A 20,005-nucleotide genomic window follows, 5' to 3' on the forward strand; every position below is an offset into this window, starting at 1 on the left:
ATATGGTTACGGCCAGAAGCCGTTAGCCGCACTCAAGAATAATACTGCCAGTCCCACAATGGCTCCGGCAATAAGCACCGTCTTGGGCTGGACCTGAATTGCATTTTTGTCCGCTTCGTAGTAGCGCATCAGCCCTGCGGAGGACTGAAGGCCGCTGCCTGATTTTTTAGCCATGAGTTAAACACCTTTATTGATCAATGGAAGGTCATTTTTGATGAATATCAGACGTTCGTATAAGGTAGATACAAACAATTGAAATCAAAGTTGAGATCAAACAATTGAACTCGAACAATTGATATTTCTGCCAATTTTGATAATCATCAGGTAATTTACATTTATGATATATAAATCCAGCAGAGTGGATTCAGGGGGTGAACCCGGTAGAATAAATCCAAAAGAATGGATTCAGGAGGTGAAAGCCCGGAAAAGGGAAAAATGCCCCTCAGACGCGCACCTCGTCCAGCAGGAAAGGCGGGTAAAACACTCCTTTCTCCGTGATGACCGCATTCACGTTTTCCATAGGGGTTGCATCAAAGGCAGGGTTGTAGACTTCCACATCTTCGGGGGCTAGCTGTTCGGAGCCGAAGAAGCGAAGTTCGTCGGGGTCCCGCATCTCTATTTTCACACTGCCCTCCCAGCCCTTGAAATCAAAGCTGGAGACCGGGGCTGCAACGTAAAAGGGGATTTCATGCTCCCGCGCAAGCACTGAGTGGGTATAGGTCCCGATCTTGTTAAAGACGGCGTCCTGGGTGATCCGGTCAGCCCCTACGATCACCTTGTTTACAAGTTCCTGGCGCATTGCCCAGCCGGCCATGGAGTCCGTGATCAGGGTGACAGGAATTTTGTCCTGCATCAGTTCCCAGGTGGTAATCCGGCTGCCCTGGTTAAGGGGTCTGGTCTCGCAGGCAATGACCTTGATTTCCTTACCCCGTTCAACTGCGGAGCGTACCACGCCAAGGGCTGTGCCCCAGTCCACACAGGCCATCTTGCCGGCGTTGCAGTGCGTGAGCACAGTGTCCCCATCTTCCAGGAGTTTAGCCCCGTGTTTTCCTATCAGCTTATTGATATACACGTCTTCGTCGGCAATAGCCCGGGCCTCGTAAAGGGCAATGTCCCGGACCCCGGCGACATCATAAGCGTCCGACAAAGCATTCAGGACCCTTTTTACGCCCCAGCCCAGGTTCACGGCTGTTGGGCGGGTTGATACTATGGCTTTTCCCGCCACCTTCAGGTCCCGCATTATGCTGTCCATATCCTTTGCGCTGCTCAGATAAGCTGCAAGAGCAATCCCGAAACCCCCGGCAGCCCCAAGCGCAGGCGCCCCCCGGACCCTGAGGCTCTTGATCGCCTCACAGAGGGAACTAAGGGTTTTGCATTCGATTACCCTGTACTCTTTAGGGAGCAGGGTCTGGTCCACAAGCATAACGGAATTGGACTCCTCATTCCAGTCAATCGTCCTCATGCAAATCACTGTCCGGTGTAAAAATTAATTTTGATGTCACTGTAAAGCTTGATTCTGCCTTAAAGCTGACTCCAGCCAAAAACCTCTGGCTTCCCTTTCAAACCCCACATCCGATAAAAAACTATTCAACTTTCGGTTCAATTTTCCAATAGACCTTTTCCCTTTTTTCAAAATAAAGAAATATTTTAATTCCCGGAGCCGGCAGAAAACTAAAGGTATTTATCGCAATAGTGAAAGACTTTTGGAAGGATTTATAATATAATTTTTATAAATAGTGATTGGACAGCGATTTTTAAATATGTATAAAATAAGTATGTATTTGGGGATATTCAGGGAAAGTTTGTATGAATTAATTTATAGAGTGACGATCTAAATAAGACAAGACTTAAAATTCAACTAATCCAACTCAAATAAATTCAATTCAGCTAATTCAATTCAACTAAATTCAACTTCAAACAAATTAAGATAAGCAGGGTGTTCACCGGAGAGTAAACTTGTATGAAAAAGATAAAAATAGCTATCACAGGGATCGGAAACTGTGCAAGCTCCCTGATACAGGGTATTGAGTACTACAAAAACGATAAGATGCGTGAACCTATCGGGTTGATGCACCGGGAACTGGGGGGGTACAGGCCCGGCGATATTGAAGTTGTGGCCGCTTTTGACATCGACGCCCGGAAGGTGGGAAAAGATGTATCAGAAGCTATCTTCGCTCCTCCAAACTGCACGACGGTTTTTTGTCCTGAGATTCCGGCCATGGGTGTAAAGGTTAAAATGGGAAAACTCCTTGACGGAGTCTCGGGCCATATGAAAAACTATGATGAAAAGTACACCTTTGTGCCCGCAAAAGAGCCTGACTCCACAAAAGAAGAGATTGTGGAGGAACTGAAAAGTTCGGGCGCCGAGATGCTCCTTAACTACCTTCCGGTGGGATCCGAAAAAGCCGTCCGCTTCTATGCCGAATGCGCCCTGGAAGCAGGGATCGGTTTCATAAACAACATGCCGGTCTTCATCGCAAGCAACGAGGCCTGGGCAAAGCGTTTTGAAGAAAAGAAGCTCCCCATCATAGGAGACGATATCAAAGCCCAGCTCGGGGCAACCATTACCCACAGGATCCTGGCAGACCTCTTTGAAAAGCGCGGGGTAAAACTCGACCGGACCTACCAGCTTAATACGGGAGGAAATACCGACTTCCTTAACATGCTCAACCAGGATCGTCTGGCTTCCAAAAGGGAATCGAAAACCGAAGCAGTCCAGTCCGTGCTCTCCCAAAAACTCGAGGAAGAAAATATCCACATCGGCCCGAGCGACTACGTGCCCTGGCAGAAAGACAACAAAGTCTGCTTCCTCAGGATGGAAGGAAAGCTCTTCGGGGACGTTCCCATGAACCTGGAACTTCGGCTTTCGGTGGAAGACTCTCCGAACTCCGCAGGTGTGGTCATCGACGCCATCCGCTGCTGCAAACTTGCCCTGGACCGGGGAATCGGCGGCGTGCTCTATTCTCCAGCCTCCTACTTCATGAAACACCCCGCAATCCAGTACCCGGACGGTGAAGCCTACAGCCGGACCGAAGAATTCATAGCCGGAAGCAGGGAACGCTAAAGAGAGGGCAAAGAAAAGGAAGAAAAACTCTGAGCAGAAATAGACTTTTAAAAACAGCTTTTGAAGCCGGAAATCCCGGAAGTTTCCGGGAAACTTTATACTTTTTTAAAGGTTTTACGGATTTACGGATTTCTTACATCACTACTTTTTCTTTAAACCACTACTTTTTCGTTGGTTTCCACAAAAAGAACCTATCACAGAGAACCTACAACGGAGAATCGATCACCGGAGCCCGTCCGCCGTAATCGTGAACAAGCAGGTGGAACCTTCGGGGCGGGAGCGGTGTTTGAAGAGGATGGCGCGCCTTTTCCCCTCGCCAGTGCGTTCGAGCTGGAGGATGGTCTTTGAGATGTGTTCCATTGAAGTGCCGCCCAGGGGACGCACTCCGCCGGTGCTGATGTCGGAATAAACCTGGTTAGTTATGACCGCGGTAAAGCCGAATTTCCGGGCCAGGGCGTGGAGGAAACCGATCTGGCTTGCCAGTTCCCGGCGACTTTTCAGGCTCTTTTCGTCATCCTCAAGTTCGAACCTGTAGTAAGCTGTAGCAGAGTCCAGGATAACAAGCCCTATGTTCTCACCGGCTATCTTTTCCACTTCTCTTACTGCCGAATACTGCTCTTCAAAGTTCAGAGGCTCGTAGATTATGATTTTTTTTGCAATTTCCTTTGCATTTTCCCCGGCAATCTGCTTGAAACGGGAAGAAGAAAGCCCTTCAGTATCGATGAAAATGACCTTTTGCCCCTGCTTTACACATTCTACGGCAAGCTGGATGCAGACGTTTGTTTTTCCGCTTCCTGCAACCCCGAAAATCTGGGTTACGATTCCTTTTTCAAAACCTCCTCCAAGGAGTTTGTCCAGGGGTTTGCAGCCGGAAGGCAGTAATTTTTCTATGGGATGACACCTCTTTTTACACTTGACAGAGGGTATAACAGACAAATGATATAACATTTTTTTGTAATTAGGTTTTTTATGAAGTGTGATGTCCCCCAGAGAAGAGGGGGCGAAAAGTTGAATAAGTAAAAGGGTCCAGAAACTCGAAACCCGGAAAGCCTGAACAAAACAGCGAATATGTTGAAGTAATAATAAAATGTGGAAAAACTGATAAGTTAAGAACTGATAAACTGAAGAATCAGTAAATTGGAAAATACTGAAAAACGTAGTTCACCTAATTTGTGACCAGAGATGGTAACAAACTAGTATTAGTTGTATACAGAACTGGAATGAAAAAGCGTTATTAAGCTCCAGAACATTTAGAATATCTACACGAAAAGTTGAAAACATCCATTCCAGAAAATGAGAAAAACGAGATCAAATGGGGTCGCCTTCCTAAAACTGCTCTCCATGTCCCTATATTGCGGACACGGAAATTTGCAAGATATAGCTTGAGAGTCAGCTCAGGAACGGCAACTCGGGTGGGGCTTTGTTTTGTTACTGCGATGCACTTTGCATCCGGACGCTCACCCCCCACACACCATAAATAAATAGAATATGTATGGAGAAATACAATAAATAGAAATGTAGAGAGGGTCAGGAAGCATGTCAAAAATAGTAGTCTACACAACAGAACGCTGCCCGAAGTGCAACAAGTTAAAACAGTTTTTGAAAACAAATTCAGTGGACTTCGAAGTCGCGGATATGTCCACCCCGGAAGCCCTCACCGAACTGCGCTTCAATGGGGTATTTACGGTAACAGCACCTGTTTTACAGGTCGATGACACCTTCTTAACCCATGGAGAAATATTCAACGGTGATGAAGTGAATCCGGAAAAATTCCAGGGCATCCTTTAAGGGTCCCTGAAAACAGCAAGTGAAGATGAGTAAAATGACAGGCGACACTCTCTTATCAGATGGCCAGCTCTCCGATGGCCAGCTCTCCGACAACCAGCCCGTGCAAAAAACGCTTGACGGGCTGTCCCTTCCCTCACTCCCGAAGGTCAGGACAACAGACGGTTTTATAGTTAACTGGGACCGGAACATCATTGTGAACCAGCTCCTGAAAGAAACAAAACTCAGCGAGATCTTTTACAACAAGCCCGCGATCACGAAAGAAGAAGCTGTCGATATCGCAAAAGAGGCTGAAAGAATCATCCGCAGGATGAACGCAAAGTTCCTCTCAGGCCCCCTGATCCGGGAAATAGTGAACACAATTCTCCTTGAGAGGGGACATGTGGAGTGGAGGAATATCATGACCAGGGTCGGGGCCTCGGTCTATGATGCATATGAAATTGATACGGGATACGGTTTTGAGGCAAACGACAACGCCAACCAGCTCAACAATGCCGAAACCTCCCACAAGAAAAAAGCCGACAAGATGTCCAAGGAACAGAACCTCCTGCTCATGCCAAAGGAACTTGCCGACCTGCACCTGAACGGGGACTTCCATATCCACGACCTTGAATACATGGGGACAAGGCCATTTTGCCAGGACTGGGACCTCCGCTACTTCTTCTACTACGGGCTCATGCCCGACGGGGTAGGGACCCAGTCAAGTGTGGCAAAACCCGCAAAGAATGCCGAAGTTGCGTTCCTCCACGCGGTGAAAGCCATGGGCTCGGCCCAGACGAACTTTGCAGGCGGGCAGGGTTTTTACAACTTCCTGACATTTCTGGCACCTTACCTTGAAGGCAAGTCCTACAAGGAAATCAAGCAGCTCATGCAGATGTTCGTCTACGAGATGATGCAGATGATGTGCGCCCGGGGTGGACAAACCGTATTTTCCTCCGTACAGCTGTCCCCCGGCATTCCCAAACTCTGGAAAGACAAGCCTGTAGTTGCTATGGGCAAGGTCTGGAACGGGAAACAGGCAGCTCTGCGGACCTACGGGGAGCTTGAAAAGGAAGTACGCCTTGGCTTCAAGGCCATCATGGATGTCATGCTCGAAGGGGATGCCTGGGGCAAACCTTTCAGCTTCCCGAAACCCGAAATCTCCCTTGAGCCGGACTTCATGGAAGAAGACGAGGAATTCAACAGGGAACACCCTGACCTTCCGACATATAAAGAACTTTACAGAATGACCTTCGAACTGGCTGCCAAATTCGGAACCCCGTACTTTGACAACCAGCTTCCGGAATACAGGGGAGCAGGAGAAGGCATTTCATGTTACCAGTGCTGTGCCTACCAGTTTTCCTCAAACCCCACCGATGATGAGGAATTCAATAACAAGCTCTATTTCGAGGACGGGAAACACTTTTCCATGGGTTCCTGGATGGTAATGAGCCTTAACTGTCCCAGGGCAGCTTACAAAGCCGAGCAGGACGATGAAAAACTCTTCAATGAGCTGAAGTTTCTGATGAACAAAGCCATTGAAGTTTTCAAGATCAAGCGGAGATGGATGAATAGCCTCATAAAAATGAACAGGATACCCTTTGCTTCCCAGCGCCCGAAAGACCCGAACACGGGAGAAAAAGGCGCCATGGCGGTGGACTTCGACAGCCTTGTATATACAATCGGGGTTGTCGGGATCAACGAGATGGTCCAGTACCACACCGGGTATCAGATGCACGAATCTCCTGCCGCGTACAAGCTTGCGATCAGGGCGATGTTTGAGATGAAAATGTATGCCCAGAAACTCTCAGAGGAAACAGGCATGGAAATCGCCCTTGCAAGGACCCCTGCGGAAACCACAGCCCAGCGCTTTGCGGTTTCGGACATGCTCCACAAAGAGTACGCAGACAAAGCCGAGCTCACTATCAAGGGAAACCTGGACGCTGCAATGCATGAAATCCACGAAACCCATGACCTGCCCATCTACTATACGAACGGGACCCATATCCCGCCGGGCGCTGACATTTCCCTGGTGGACCGGATCAACTACGAGCACACTTTCTTCCCGGTCGTGGACGGCGGAAATATCATGCACATCTGGCTCGGGGAAGGCAACCCTGACCCTGACGGCCTGCAGGAACTTGCAATGCACATCGCAAAGAACACCCAGACAGGTTACTTTGCCTTCACGCGGGACATGACGGTCTGCACGGACGGTGGCTATGTAGCCTCAGGCCTCCTGGACAAATGCCCGAAGTGCGGCTCGGAGAATGTGGAACACCTCTCGAGGATCACAGGGTACCTCCAGCCCGTAGACGGCTGGAACAAGGGAAAACAGCAAGAACTCCTGGACAGGAAACGCTATGGGACAAGGAACCTCCAGTGAGGTTTTTTTAACCCCTTCTTTTTTAGTACCAGAAAAAAAACGGCAAGGAACGATAGCTGCTATGAAAGTAAACTACGCAAATACGCTTTCCCTCTCCACCATGGACTGGACGGGAAAAGCCGCAGTCACCGTCTTTTTCCGGGGCTGCCCCCTTCGCTGCCCCTACTGCCAGAACCACTCCTACCTTGAAGAGCCAGACCTGAAAGAACTCGGTTTCGTGCAGGAGCAGATCAAAAAGTCCGGGCCCTTCGTGAGCGCAGCCGTGTTTTCGGGAGGAGAGCCCCTTATGCAGGCGGCAATCGTACCCCTGGCAAGGTTTGCAAAGGAACTCGGGCTTTTTGTGGGCATCCACACTAACGGTTATTATCCGGAAAGGGCTGCCGAGCTGCTCGAAAAAGGACTGGTCGACAAGTTCTTCATTGATGTGAAAGCCCCCCCGAATGACCCCGAACTTTACGGGAAAGTCGTGGGCTGGGGAGAATACGAAGCTGTCAGGAAAAGCCCGGCAGAAATTGCAACAGCAGTTGCAAAAACAATCGAGCTCGCAGCTTCCGGAACCTCCGGACTGGAACTCCGGACAACTCTTATCCGGGACTTTATCGGAAGCAAAGAAGAGGTCGCCCGGATAGCTGCCTGGATTTCTGAAAACGTTAAAAACCGGGAAGTCAGCTACGTGCTCCAGCAGGGCATTTCCGAACACAGCATGCGGGAAAGCCTCCGGGAAATCCAGTTCCTTGACAGGGAAGAAATGCTTGAACTCGGGAAAGTGGCGAAGCAATTCCTGGAAAATGTAAGAATCCGGACAACGGAAGAAGGGGAAGAGGAAGTTTAAGGAGAGGAAATTTAAGGAGAAGAAGTTTAAGGAGAGGAAGTTTGATCCTCCTTCGTGAGGATTTCAATCCCCCAAATCCCTTTGCGTGAGGATTTCAAATCCCCGAATACCTTTTTTGCTTTAGATATCGAGTCCCGGGACTCTCACCGACCGCAGAGCGGAGCGAGGCGGACGGCCTTTCCAAAATGTAAATTAAAAAGATTTTACCCAGTTTAATAAGATTCTACCAAATTATAGTCAAAAACCCAAATTCCTTCACCGATCTCAAGTGAAATTTCAACCACGGAAAACACGGAATAAAGGAAATAGGGGCACAATCCTTCCGTGCTTTCCGTGTCTTCCGTGGTTATAAAGTAAGTGTAAGTATTTACATCCGGGACTATAAAAAGATTTTACCCAGTTTAATAAGATTCTACAGTTTTTTAGCCCAAACTCGAAGTTTTCCTCATCTATTTTTAAAGAATTAGAGTTTAAGGTTCAAACCAATTTGAAGTTTACAAAAGTCTTATACCTGTAGCCGATAAACGGTACTGTAACAGTGATAACTGGAAATCCCATAAAATTTTTCGTGTAACCCTTGCAGTTACAAAAATTACATAAGCAATAGAAACTCAGTCCATTTTAGCTTTTAGTCCGGGCTATATCAACCCCTATGCTTATCCTATCCCCCCACATTTACTTGACTACAAAACTAAAAACCCTTTACGACCCTGTTATCATGAACTCGAAAAAAGTCTCTTCTATCGGGGAACGTGCCCTGATTACCCGTCTAACTGAAATTTTCAAATCTCCTGCAGGAAAAGAGGTCCTGGAAGGGGCCGGGAGCGATGACTGCGCCGTCCTTGACCTTGGCGGGGAAGACTGCCTGGTCATCAGTACCGATATGCTCCACAGGACAACGGATTTTCCTGAGGGGATGAGCCCCTGGCAGATGGGCTGGATGTCCGCCGCTGTAAACTTCAGCGACATTGCAGCCATGGGCGCAAAACCCCTGGGAATCCTGACAGCAATCGGCATGCCGGCTGAGACCGAAATAAGCTTTGTTGAAGAGCTTGCGAAAGGCATTCGTGCCTGCGCCGAATTTTGCGAAACTACCGTGATAGGAGGCGATATCGATACCCACGAAGAACTTACCATCACGGGGACTGTACTTGGCCGGATGAAGAAAAACCAGCTGCTCCGAAGAAGCGGGGCAAAACCCGGAGACCTTGTATGCGTGACCGGCTATGCCGGATCTGCCGGGGCAGCCCTTGAGGTTCTCCAGTCGAAACAGAGGGGGCTTGAAAAGGCTGGTGAACAAAATAATAGCCCGACAGGTGAACAGAAAAATGAACAGGGAAATAAAAAAAAGGCAAGCGAAACCCTGATCAAAAGCCTGCTTGAACCCGTACCCCGCACGAAAGAGGCGCAGAAACTGGCAGCCTCAGGTTCCGTCACCTCCATGATGGACACCAGCGACGGCCTTGCCATGTCCCTCCACGACCTTGCACAGGCAGGTCGAATAGGATTCAAAATCCGGGAAAACTCCCTCCCAACCCTCCAGGAAGTCCGGGACTTTGCCTCAACTTCCAAAAACGGCCCTGAAAAATTGCTGGAACTTGCCCTTTACACAGGCGGGGATTTCGAACTCCTTTTCACAATCAATCCCGAACGGCTTAAAAAAGTACAAAATATATGTAAGTTAAGCATCATAGGAGAATGCACGGAATACGAAAAGGGGATTCGGCTTGAACGTCCCGACGGAAGCACCGTTCCCGTGAAACGCCGCGGATACCAGCAACTAAAAGCCGAAAACAATTGACCAGCCCACCCCCATGAAAATAAACATTAAGCGGAAATAATACAAAATTCAAGATTATAAAGATAACATTAAAAACATTGGCTGATAAACCTACAAATTATCAAGCGAAGTCGAAAGAAATCCAACTAGATTAATATTAAATTTACACCGAAGTTTACACAGAATACACAGAAATTACAATTTTTACACAAGGTTCAGAAGGTTCGCACATGAAAAGCCATAAAAAAATGAAGATACTTGCAGCAATTTTAATGCTGGGGTTACTTTGCGGAACCGCATTTGCGGTTCCAAACGTATTAGAATCTAATCCCGACGACAGTGAAACTATTACAAAAAACGTTGGTGAAACACAGGAATTCAACGTTACACTAACAGAAGAAGGAAACGTCACATGGTATGTTGACGGGGACGAAAAAGAAACGGATTCAGGCACCTTCAAAGCTGTCTATGAATATACTGTCAAACTAAGCGAGGAAGTCATCAAAGCAGTTGTAAACAGAAGTCCTGAAGATGACGTCTTCATTCAATGGACAATAGTAGGTGAAGAAAAAGAAGATCTGGAAATCACAGACTTCTACCCGGACAAAGGTGAAGATAACTGGGAAGAAGAAGATGATGGAGATTTAATAAAAACAGTAACTGAAAGCTCTTCCAACAGTACATTCGACTTCAACATTACCGTCAACCAGAACTGTACAATTGAATGGTTCGTGGATGGCAATTCCGTAGACGAAGTCACAGATGTTACATACTCTGAATATGATGAGTTTGAAGCAGGAGAAGAGATTGACGAATATACAATAACAGCAACTGCCACCTCCGATGAGGGAGATAGCGTATCACAATCCTGGATCGTCGACGTTGTCCGCAAAGGATACTACTCAGGCAACAGGATATGGGAAGAAGGCATGTCCACCACCTATACCTGGGACGCCCTGAGTTATTCAGGCTTCTTCTATGACCTTGACGATGGGGAATACTCGGAAACTTTGACCATCACAGGTATAGACGACAGTATAAACGAGGAGGCTATCGAATACTCCACGGAGCCTATGGAAACTGATTTTGAATACAATAACTGGGGATCTTACCAGGTAATCGGTTTCATGGCAGAGAAGTACTTTGCAGGGTATAATGAAAACACGACTATAGAGGGGGAAAGCCTGGACGAAAGCCTGATCAAGGAAGGCGTGCTTGCCAAAGTGCTCACTGACACTGATGACAAAGAGTCCGCTTACTCCGGTTCTTCCTTTATCCTTGAAGACGGATATGCCCTGAACATTGTGGAAGTTGATGTTAATGGGGACACTGTCTGGATCCAGCTCGAAAAGGACGGAGACGTCGTGGATGACGATTTCCTTTCCTCTAACGATGATTACGTTTATGAAGCTGACCTCGGGGATGCGGATGACGTGCCCATAATCATTGCCCACATAGGAACCGTTTTTGCCGGGCAGGAAACATCTGCCGTATTCATAGAAGGAATCTTCCAGATCTCGGACAACTACGTCGAAATCGAGGAAGGAGACAGTTTCGGAGAAATGGAAATAAAGACCGCGTCCAGCTCCGGAATTACAATGAAAAATGAAGATGACGTTAGCCTCGACGCCGGCGACACCATCGAACTAATGGGTAAGATCCTGATCCAGGTAGCCGATGACGACGACACCCTGCGTTTTGCCCCCTACGTGGACATCTCAGAACCCGGCACATATGAGCTGCGCGGAACAGTCTATGACGCAGAGGATGATGACCCCATCCTGACCTGGGACCCTTACAACTTTGAAGGTTTCTATTACAACATTGACGAAGGAATCGGGACCGAAGAGCTGAGGATAGAAGAGCTTAGCGGCAGGGAAATCCCGGACAATAAACTGGTCTACGAGTCAAACCCGCAACCTGTAGAGTTCGAACATGATCAATGGGGCTATTTCCAGGTAATCGGCTTCATGGCAGAGAAATACTTCGCAGGATACATTGACGAGGGAGACGAAAAAACCACTGTTGGAGACGAAGATCTGGATGTGAGCCTCCTCTCGGACAACATCCTCTGCAAAGTCTTGACTGACACTGATGACAAAGAGTCCATGTACTCTGGCTCAGCCCTGATCCTTGAAGAAGGCTATGCCCTGAACATCCAGGAAGTTGATATTAACGGAGAGGTCGTCTGGGTCCAGCTCGAAAAGGACGGAGATGCGGTTGACGACGCCTTTGTCGAGTCAAACGAGGATTATGTCTACGAAACCGAACTTGGCGATGCCGAAGACATACCCCTGATCATTGTCCACTTCTCAAACGTCTTTGCGGGTGCTGAAACCAATGCCGTGTTCGTGGAGGGTATCTTCCAGATTTCTGACGACTACCTTGAAATCGAAAGTGACGACAACTTCGGAGAGATGGAAGTCTCAAGCATCGGAGAAAGCGGCATCACGATGAAAAACGATGACGACATCAACCTTGATGAAGATGAGACAATTGAAATCATGGGAGAGGTCAATTTCAAGACCGCCGATGACAGCACTGTCAGGTTCTATCCCTTCGTTGAGATCGAAACCGACGGTGGAGCCAGTAGGGAACTCAGAATCGATGTGCCTGACGAAATCATTGAGGGCGAGGAATTCACGATCGAAGTGACCGCCGGCGAAGACGAAGTTGAAGACGTGACCGTAAAGGTCGACGGAAAAACTGTGGGCAAGACTGACGAGGACGGGGAGGTCACTTACAGCGACGACGCAGGCACCTACAAGGTCACCGCCGAAAAGGACGGGTACACCACCGCAAACACGAACATCGAAATCATTGAGCCAAAGATCCAGATGACCGTCAGTGTCTCACCGAAGACGGTCTATGTAGGAGACACGATGACCATCGAGGTCCTCGAGGCAATCGGAGGAGACCCGGTTGAGGACGCAGAAATCGCCATTGACGGCGAGTTCCTGGAAGAGACCGACGAGGACGGAACCGTCACCTACTCCACCGACGAACCCGGTACGATCAAGGTCAGTGCTACCAAGAAGGGATATCTGGACGAGAGCACAAACGTGAAGGTAAGGGAGCTTGAAGCAATCTTCGTATACTCCAACCTGGTGATCGACCCGCTTGAGGTAAGAGCTGAAAAAGAGGCTACCATCTCAGTAGATGTTGAAAACACGGGCAACGCCGCAGGAGACACCAATGTGGAGCTTGTTGTGAACGGAACGGTTGCCGGCTCCCAGACTATTTCCCTTGGCATAGGGGAAGGCACCACCGTTACCTTCAAACACGCAGAAGAAGTGCCCGGTACCTACACGGCTAAGGTTGGCGGAGAAACCGGCACCTACACGGTACTCGAAAAGAGTTCTGGCCTTCTCTACGGCCTTGGAGCCCTGATCCTGGCAATCGCCGGAGGAGCTGCCTACATGTTCACAAAAGGCGGCTGGACCGTTGCAATGGTACAGGAGAAAGTACAGGAACTTCTCGATTCCGTAAAACCAAGGAAGTAAAGCCCGAAACATCAAAAAAGTAAAAACAAATTTCAAGTACCCGCGTTAATATTGAAGACGCGGGACTTACCTCTTTTTTAAAATTTGTCCCCTCTTTTTCAATAAAAGTTTTCAACAACGTTTTCAATAGAAGGTTTCAACAACGTTTTCAATAAAAGTTTTCAATAGAAGGTTTCAACAACGTTTTCAATAGAAGGTTTCAACAACGTTTTCAATAAAAGTTTTCAATAGAAGGTTTCAACAACGTTTTCAATAAAAGTTTTCAATAGAAGGTTTCAACAACGTTTCCAATGACGGTTTTTAAAAAAGCTTTCAGGAAAAATTCCCTGCTGAATTTTTAATGAAATGTTCGGGGAAAATTCCTGCCTGATAAGTTTCCTGCCTGATAAGTCCGGAAAATACGTCATTCCATTTTCTTCATGGCAAGCTCGATTGCGTCTATCAGACTGCCTTTTGGGATGATGGTTGTGACCGGGATGTTCAGAATCTTTTCTACCGTGGGGCTTACGATGGGAGCGCAGACAAGGGCCTTGGCCCCATCCCTTTCAGCATGTACGGCTGCAATAATTGCCTCTTCCATGGAAGTTGCCGAGTACTCCCTGATAGTCACCAGCCTGCCTGCGATCTTTTTCTTTGTCTCCACTATGTTATCGAGCACCGAGCGGGCAGCGATGACCGCGATAAATTCTCCACTATCGGATTCCTTGATTTCCCGGATAGTCTTCACTATCTGGCGCAGGGTCTTTATGTTCGGGTCCCTGTTCCCTGAAAGGATCTTGTAGAGGGTGCTTGGGGGGATATTTGCATGCTTGGCAAAATCAACAGCAGTGAGGTTCAGATCTTCCTTAATTACAGTGGAAAGAGTTTTTTGAAATACTTCGTCGGATTCAAATGCAGCTTTAATAACCTTGTCTGCAACATTCATGGAAACGCTCCTGGGATACTGGATAAAAAAACTTGGATGATATTAAAGAATTTACACTTTTTAGTGATTTTCTTCCAAAATGAGAAATATAATCAGATATATTAATACATATGGGTTATAATCCGGGGGCATTTGAGAAAGTATATATAGTAAATTTCAACGAATAATAACACATAGAAGAATATACCCCTTTATTACTCCAGGTTTACCAATTTTGACCGGGATTTTCCGATGAAAAATCCGTCTACCAGCTTATAAACCTTAGTCATAAACCTTTACTGTGAAACCCTTATTGAGACTGAAACCCTTATTGAGAGTGTTAGATAGTGGAAAATTATTGAGGTGAGATTTTGAAAAAATTAGGCGTATTGATCCTTACATTATTGCTCGTTGCATCTGCTTTCGTGTCCGGCTGCGTATCCGATGAGGAAGGCGGAGCTGAAGAGGACGCAGAAGAAGCCCCTGCAGTTACGGAACTGAACTTCGGATACCAGCCAAGCACACACCAGGTTGCGTACATGACAGCCATGGAAAAGGGCTGGTGGGAAGAAGACCTGGCTCCTTTCGGAGTGGAAAAGATCAACGAATACGAATTCCCGACGGGTGCTCCTGAAATGCAGGCCATGCTCGCCGGGGACCTGGACGTGGCTTATGTTGGAGCAGCTCCAGTAATCACTGCGCTTAGCCAGGGGCTTGACGCAAAGATTATTGCTGCAGTCCAGATCCAGGGTTCAGACCTAGTTCTTCGCCCCGAATTCGAGTATGAGACCCCCCAGGACCTGGAAGGGCTCAGCATCGCTACTTTCCCTCCGGGAACCATCCAGGACACCCTGCTCCGCAACTGGCTTCAGGAAAACGGGCTTGACCCTGATACGGACGTAGATATTAAGGCCATGGGCCCGGGAGAAGCCATCAGTGCCATTTCCGCAGGGAGTGTAGATGCCGTCTTCCTGCCCCACCCTGCACCCGCAATCATTGAAAGTGAAGGGAACGGACGCCCAGTTGTGGCCTCGGGAGAGATGCAGGCAAACCACGCCTGCTGCGTGCTCGTGGCAAGCGGGGAGCTGATCAGGGGACACCCCGAACTCGTTGAACAGATTGTCGCAACCCACATCAAAGCAACCGAGTACAACAAGAACAATGTGGACGAAGCCGCCCAGATCTTCGCCGACAAGACCGGCTGGGAAGTTGAAAAGGTGGAAAAGTCCCTTGCCGACTGGGACGGCGCCTGGATCGCTGACCCCGAACTGATCGCAAATTCAACTGTCCAGTACACCCAGGTCCAGTACGAACTCGGGTACATCCAGAAACCCCTGACAAAAGAGGAAATCTTCGATACAAGCTTCTATGAAGCAGCTTCACAGGAAGAATAATGCCGGAGTTCACAGGAAAAACAAAAAAAGCTACGAAAATTGATAAAAACTGATAAAAACAGCTGTCCCTCATATAGGGGCAGCTTAGCCTCATTTTTAATGAAGAAAAGATTTGAAGGACGAAAACCCCTTTCTAGAAAGAAAATTTCAGATTCGGGATTACTTTTCGGAATAGAGAAGCTAGAAGGTTAAAATTTATTTATCCCGTAGCGCTCAGTGTTCCGGAAAAGTAAAAAAGAATCAATACTATCTAACTAGTTATGAATCTTAGACTTATAAAAACGATCCGTGAAAAAGGGATGGAAGTAATCTCTCTGGTCTGCGTAATTGTCCTCTGGCAATTTACTGCAGAATGGATTGTGAAAAACAAACTTTACCTTCCAAGTTTTTATGACGTAGTCCTTTCCCTTCTTACGATTATCGAAAGTGGAGTCATTGTCACCGACCTTTTGACAAGCTTACTTCACTTCGGGATAGGGATAATTGCAGCTTTTTTCATAGGCATCCCCCTGGGAATTATTATGGGGTGGTTCAAAGAAGCAAGTGAGGCTATCGACCCCATAATCGAAATCCTCAGGCCAATTCCCCCTCTTGCCTGGATTCCTTTTGCAATGGTGTGGTTCGGGCTAACCCACCAGGCAGCAGGATTTGTAGTATTTGTAGGGATGATTTTTCCCATCATCATCAACACCTACACGGGCTTTAAGAACATCCCCAGGGTCCATGTGGATGCTGCAAAGGTACTGGGCTGCACCCGAAGCGTGAGCCAGATCCGCTACGTCGCCCTTCCTTCAGCCTTGCCTTCCATTATTGCGGGGATCCGGATTGCCATGGGTGTTGGCTGGATGTGCCTGGTAGCCGCAGAAATGTTCGGGGTCAGCAGAGGAGGGTTAGGTTATTCGCTCTGGCTTAACTTCCACCTGCACAGGATGGACTTCGTGCTTCTGTACATGCTCCTACTCGGCTTTTTGGGACTTGTCATAGACAGGGCCTTCAGGTATTACGTGGATACAAAACTTCTCAGATGGAAAGCAGGGATCGTGGTATAAAATGGGCAGAGTAAGTGTAAAAAACGTCTCACGCACTTTTTCGAAAAAAGAAGACAAATCCGAAACGCAGGCCCTGGAAAACATAAATTTCGATGTTGAGGACGGGGAATTCATCTGCCTCCTCGGACCTTCAGGCTGCGGGAAAACCACCCTGCTCCGAATAGTGGCAGGGCTCGAAACCCAGACCTCAGGAGAAATTACCCTGAACGGAGTCCCTATCACAGGTCCGGACCCCAAAAGAGGTATGGTATTCCAGCAGTATTCCCTCTTCCCCTGGAGAACGGTCATCGACAACATCACCTTCGGGCTTGAAATGCAGGGAATAGGAAAAGGAGAAGCCCAAAAGCAGGTGGAAAAGTACCTTGACCTCGTGGGCCTTGAGCAGTTCAAGAACAGCTACCCTCACGAACTCTCAGGAGGCATGCAGCAGCGTGCTGCCATTGCAAGGGCTCTTGCCAACGAACCAGAGGTTCTCCTAATGGACGAACCCTTCGGAGCCCTGGACGCCCAGACCCGGAACATCCTCCAGGACGAGCTCCTGAAGATCTGGGAGCAAAAACACGTAACCTTCCTCTTCGTAACCCACAGCGTGGACGAAGCAGTCTTCCTCTCGGACAGGATCGTTGTCATGACTTCCAGGCCCGGAAGGGTAAAAGAAATCATAAAAGTGGACCTCCCCCGCCCGCGGAGCCGGACCAGTCCCGAAGCCAACCGCCTGAGGGACAGGATCCTGAAACTCCTGGAACAGGAAAGGTTCACAAGGTAAAGGGAAGAAGTAAAAGAAATAAATTAAAAAAGTAAAGAAAGAAGTTAAAAACGGAATTTGGGTCACTCTTCGGCCCTAACAACCACTTTTGTGAGAGGCTCTACTTTTTTGATCGTGACCTTTCCCACAAGTTCAAGGGTACCCCCTGAGTTTACGGAGCCCACGGCACAACCAGGCCGCATGTAAATGTCCCCGGCGCAGGATGCGGAGTTTGCCCTGGCACCGTCAAGCAGGATAAGTTCCGAAACAGCGTCTATGCTCCCGAGAACCTGTGCCCCGGCACAGACCAGGGCACTTTCAGCTTTCACATTCCCCTGGACCACTGAGCCTTTTCCAAGCTCGAGCCGTCCCGTAACCACGAGGTCTTTCCAGAAATTAACGTCCTGACCGACAATCAAGTTGCCTTCAAGCATCAGGGGCTCATCGAAAAACGCTCTTTTTTCAATCACAAAGGTATTGGAGTGGGGGTGGTACTTGATAAAACACTTCATATGGAATCACTCCGGGACCTGCCCCGGGCCTTGAAGGTCCTGAGGGAACCTTTCATATCATCAGTAAAAACTTTGTTAGCTGAATTTCGAAATCATATTTTATCCTCTATTATATAATAGCATCGAATTGAGGTATAGCATCGAATTGAGGTATAGCATCGAATTGAGATGTCGACTCAACTGTGGGTAAAAAATTCAGTAAAAGCAAAAGGGAAAAACAGAGCAAAAACGCAAGGGAAAAACAAGGAGAAAAAAATTTCCAGATAAAGAGAAAATAAGCAAAAGTCCCAGGAGTATACAAGAATTAAGAAAGAAAAGACTGAAAAAATAATCTGAGAAATTATTTTTCAGTCTAAGTTCTTCCTGTTCCTGTTTATGCTGCTTACTCAACCAGGCTTGCAAACCCGTATTTAGGGAGTACTCTTTCGACTTTAATCCGGACTTCATCGCCAACTTTGGTTCCGGGGACGAAAACGACAAACCCTTCGATACGGGCAATACCGTCTCCCTGGCGAGCAAGATCCTGAATAGTGACATCGTAAACTTCGCCCTCTTCGACAGGGGCAGAGTGACTCTCTTCTCTAAACATGGAAACCATTCCTTTAATTGAATTAATTTAATTGCTTTATTCCGCTAAATCGAAAATTACTCGACAAGACTTCCAAATGCAAATTTGGGGAGTACTCTTTCGACTTTGATCTGGACTTCATCGCCAACTTTGGTTCCCGGAACAAAAATTACAAAACCTTCAACGCGAGCGATGCCGTCTCCCTGGCGGGCAATGTCTTCGATTGTGACATCGTAAACTTCGCCCTCTTCGACAGGAACAGAGCGGCTTTCTTCTCTGAACATAAAAACCATTCCTTTAATTGCTTTATTCCACTAAATCGAAAATTACTCGACAAGACTTCCAAATGCAAATTTGGGGAGTACTCTTTCGACTTTGATCTGGACTTCATCGCCAACTTTTGTTCCCGGAACAAAAACTACAAAACCTTCAACACGAGCGATGCCGTCTCCCTGGCGGGCAATGTCCTCAATGGTGACATCGTAAACTTCGCCCTCTTCGACAGGAGCAGAACGACTTTCTTCTCTGAACATAAAAACCATTCCTTTAATTAAATTGATTTAATTGAATTGCTTCGTTAATCGAAAATTACTCGACAAGACTTCCAAATGCAAATTTGGGGAGTACTCTTTCGACTTTGATCTGGACTTCATCGCCAACTTTTGTTCCCGGAACAAAAACTACAAAACCTTCAACACGGGCGATGCCGTCTCCCTGGCGGGCAATGTCCTCAATGGTGACATCGTAAACTTCGCCCTCTTCGACAGGAGCAGAGCGACTTTCTTCTCTGAACATAAAAACCATTCCTTTAATTAAATTGATTTAATTGAATTAATTTCCTTAATCCGCGATTACTCGACAACGCTTGCAAAAGCGAATTTGGGAAGTACTCTTTCGACTTTAATCTGGACTTCGTCGCCAACTTTTGTTCCCGGAACAAAAATTACAAAACCTTCAACACGAGCGATTCCGTCTCCCTGGCGGGCAATATCTTCAATAGTTACATCGTAGACTTCGCCCTCTTCGATAGGAACAGAGCGACTTTCATCTCTAAACATAAAAAATCATTCCTTTAATTTACTTAATTGCTTAATTTCTTTAACTTTAATTAATCAACTCAAAAAAGCTCCATGCGCCAGAAAAGTATAAAATAGTACTTAGCAAACCAAACTTGAGGAAATCAAATTTAGGAAGTACGCCTCCAACTTTATTAACTGAGCCCCAACAGAGCTTCGGATAAGTCAACTAACTGGTCATATTCAGATGCACTTGTATATAAGAGTTTGCTTTAAAGGGTCCAGAACGAACAAATTAAAGAAGTATATAAGAAAATCGTAAAAATTCTAAACCCCGAAGTACTGGTTGCCCACTTAATGAAAATATTGAGGCATACGAGAAGGGAGATCTTCCAAAATAAATAAAGATTTAATAAAGATTTTATTCATGAAAAGTCAAATTTTAGACATGGGAAGTAAATTTTTTAACTGATGTGTGAAAAAAGTAG

At 47.1% G+C, this 20,005-nt stretch carries 19 protein-coding genes; 9 read left to right on the forward strand and 10 right to left on the reverse strand.

Annotated elements, in window-relative coordinates; genetic code table 11:
- Window positions 1–6: 6 nt before the first annotated feature.
- Together MSMTP_RS17410 and MSMTP_RS17415 are read right to left on the reverse strand one after the other, a co-directional pair.
- Window positions 7–174, reverse strand: coding sequence for a preprotein translocase subunit Sec61beta (locus MSMTP_RS17410; RefSeq protein WP_048182130.1), 168 nt, complete (start codon window positions 172–174; stop codon window positions 7–9).
- A 268-nt stretch (window positions 175–442) separates the two neighbouring features.
- Window positions 443–1,462, reverse strand: coding sequence for an S-methyl-5-thioribose-1-phosphate isomerase (locus MSMTP_RS17415; RefSeq protein WP_048182132.1), 1,020 nt, complete (start codon window positions 1,460–1,462; stop codon window positions 443–445).
- A 498-nt stretch (window positions 1,463–1,960) separates the two neighbouring features.
- Between MSMTP_RS17415 and MSMTP_RS17420 the strand changes: the two genes are divergently transcribed.
- The gene (locus tag MSMTP_RS17420) at window positions 1,961–3,064 is read left to right on the forward strand and encodes an inositol-3-phosphate synthase (RefSeq protein WP_048182134.1); all 1,104 of its coding nucleotides are present in this window, start codon (window positions 1,961–1,963) and stop codon (window positions 3,062–3,064) included.
- A gap of 222 nt (window positions 3,065–3,286) precedes the next feature.
- On the opposite strand, the gene radB is transcribed toward MSMTP_RS17420, so the two are convergent.
- Complete coding sequence (radB, locus tag MSMTP_RS17425) at window positions 3,287–4,012, reverse strand: DNA repair and recombination protein RadB (protein WP_048182136.1); 726 nt, start codon at window positions 4,010–4,012, stop codon at window positions 3,287–3,289.
- A gap of 588 nt (window positions 4,013–4,600) precedes the next feature.
- Here radB and MSMTP_RS17430 point away from each other — a divergent pair.
- The 5 genes from MSMTP_RS17430 to MSMTP_RS17450 all read left to right on the forward strand — a co-directional run bounded on the left by MSMTP_RS17430 (window position 4,601) and on the right by MSMTP_RS17450 (window position 13,329).
- Window positions 4,601–4,852 (forward strand): glutaredoxin domain-containing protein, encoded by a 252-nt coding sequence (locus MSMTP_RS17430; RefSeq protein WP_048182139.1) that lies wholly within the window; start codon window positions 4,601–4,603, stop codon window positions 4,850–4,852.
- Between the two features lie 34 nt (window positions 4,853–4,886).
- A complete protein-coding gene (gene nrdD, locus MSMTP_RS17435; protein ID WP_082090679.1) occupies window positions 4,887–7,214 on the forward strand; it encodes an anaerobic ribonucleoside-triphosphate reductase in 2,328 nt (775 codons plus the stop codon).
- 61 nt (window positions 7,215–7,275) lie between these two features.
- On the forward strand, window positions 7,276–8,046 hold the full coding sequence (locus tag MSMTP_RS17440; protein ID WP_048182145.1) for an anaerobic ribonucleoside-triphosphate reductase activating protein: 771 nt from the start codon (window positions 7,276–7,278) through the stop codon (window positions 8,044–8,046).
- Between the two features lie 679 nt (window positions 8,047–8,725).
- Complete coding sequence (gene thiL / locus MSMTP_RS17445) at window positions 8,726–9,847, forward strand: thiamine-phosphate kinase (protein WP_369799610.1); 1,122 nt, start codon at window positions 8,726–8,728, stop codon at window positions 9,845–9,847.
- Window positions 9,848–10,056: 209 nt separating this feature from the next.
- A complete protein-coding gene (locus tag MSMTP_RS17450) occupies window positions 10,057–13,329 on the forward strand; it encodes an S-layer protein domain-containing protein (protein WP_048182148.1) in 3,273 nt (1,090 codons plus the stop codon).
- 403 nt (window positions 13,330–13,732) lie between these two features.
- On the opposite strand, the gene MSMTP_RS17455 is transcribed toward MSMTP_RS17450, so the two are convergent.
- Window positions 13,733–14,254 carry a helix-turn-helix domain-containing protein gene (locus MSMTP_RS17455; protein ID WP_048182151.1) on the reverse strand — a complete coding sequence of 174 codons (522 nt, stop codon included), beginning with the start codon at window positions 14,252–14,254 and terminating at the stop codon, window positions 13,733–13,735.
- Between the two features lie 350 nt (window positions 14,255–14,604).
- Between MSMTP_RS17455 and MSMTP_RS17460 the strand changes: the two genes are divergently transcribed.
- The 3 genes from MSMTP_RS17460 (at window position 14,605) to MSMTP_RS17470 (ending at window position 17,442) form a co-directional block, all read left to right on the forward strand.
- A complete protein-coding gene (locus MSMTP_RS17460; RefSeq protein ID WP_048182154.1) occupies window positions 14,605–15,627 on the forward strand; it encodes an ABC transporter substrate-binding protein in 1,023 nt (340 codons plus the stop codon).
- Window positions 15,628–15,926: 299 nt separating this feature from the next.
- Window positions 15,927–16,676, forward strand: a complete 750-nt coding sequence (locus MSMTP_RS17465; protein WP_231582845.1) for an ABC transporter permease — start codon at window positions 15,927–15,929, stop codon at window positions 16,674–16,676.
- A 1-nt stretch (window position 16,677) separates the two neighbouring features.
- Window positions 16,678–17,442, forward strand: coding sequence for an ABC transporter ATP-binding protein (locus MSMTP_RS17470; protein ID WP_048182161.1), 765 nt, complete (start codon window positions 16,678–16,680; stop codon window positions 17,440–17,442).
- 62 nt (window positions 17,443–17,504) lie between these two features.
- Here the strand turns inward: MSMTP_RS17470 and MSMTP_RS17475 are convergent, their stop codons facing one another.
- The 6 genes from MSMTP_RS17475 to MSMTP_RS17500 form a co-directional block, all read right to left on the reverse strand.
- Entirely contained in the window at window positions 17,505–17,933 is a 429-nt protein-coding gene (locus MSMTP_RS17475) for a polymer-forming cytoskeletal protein (protein WP_048182163.1), read from the reverse strand.
- Between the two features lie 382 nt (window positions 17,934–18,315).
- Window positions 18,316–18,522, reverse strand: coding sequence for a TRAM domain-containing protein (locus MSMTP_RS17480; protein WP_048182166.1), 207 nt, complete (start codon window positions 18,520–18,522; stop codon window positions 18,316–18,318).
- A 56-nt stretch (window positions 18,523–18,578) separates the two neighbouring features.
- Window positions 18,579–18,785: a TRAM domain-containing protein gene (locus MSMTP_RS17485; RefSeq protein ID WP_048182169.1), complete on the reverse strand. Its 207-nt coding sequence runs from the start codon at window positions 18,783–18,785 to the stop codon at window positions 18,579–18,581.
- Between the two features lie 42 nt (window positions 18,786–18,827).
- Window positions 18,828–19,034 (reverse strand): TRAM domain-containing protein, encoded by a 207-nt coding sequence (locus tag MSMTP_RS17490; protein ID WP_048182171.1) that lies wholly within the window; start codon window positions 19,032–19,034, stop codon window positions 18,828–18,830.
- Between the two features lie 55 nt (window positions 19,035–19,089).
- Window positions 19,090–19,296, reverse strand: a complete 207-nt coding sequence (locus tag MSMTP_RS17495; RefSeq protein WP_048182171.1) for a TRAM domain-containing protein — start codon at window positions 19,294–19,296, stop codon at window positions 19,090–19,092.
- A 56-nt stretch (window positions 19,297–19,352) separates the two neighbouring features.
- Window positions 19,353–19,559: a TRAM domain-containing protein gene (locus MSMTP_RS17500; protein ID WP_048182174.1), complete on the reverse strand. Its 207-nt coding sequence runs from the start codon at window positions 19,557–19,559 to the stop codon at window positions 19,353–19,355.
- Between the last annotated feature and the right edge of the window lie 446 nt (window positions 19,560–20,005).

Source organism: Methanosarcina sp. MTP4 (genome assembly GCF_000970045.1).
In the GTDB taxonomy this organism is placed as follows: Archaea; Halobacteriota; Methanosarcinia; order Methanosarcinales; family Methanosarcinaceae; genus MTP4.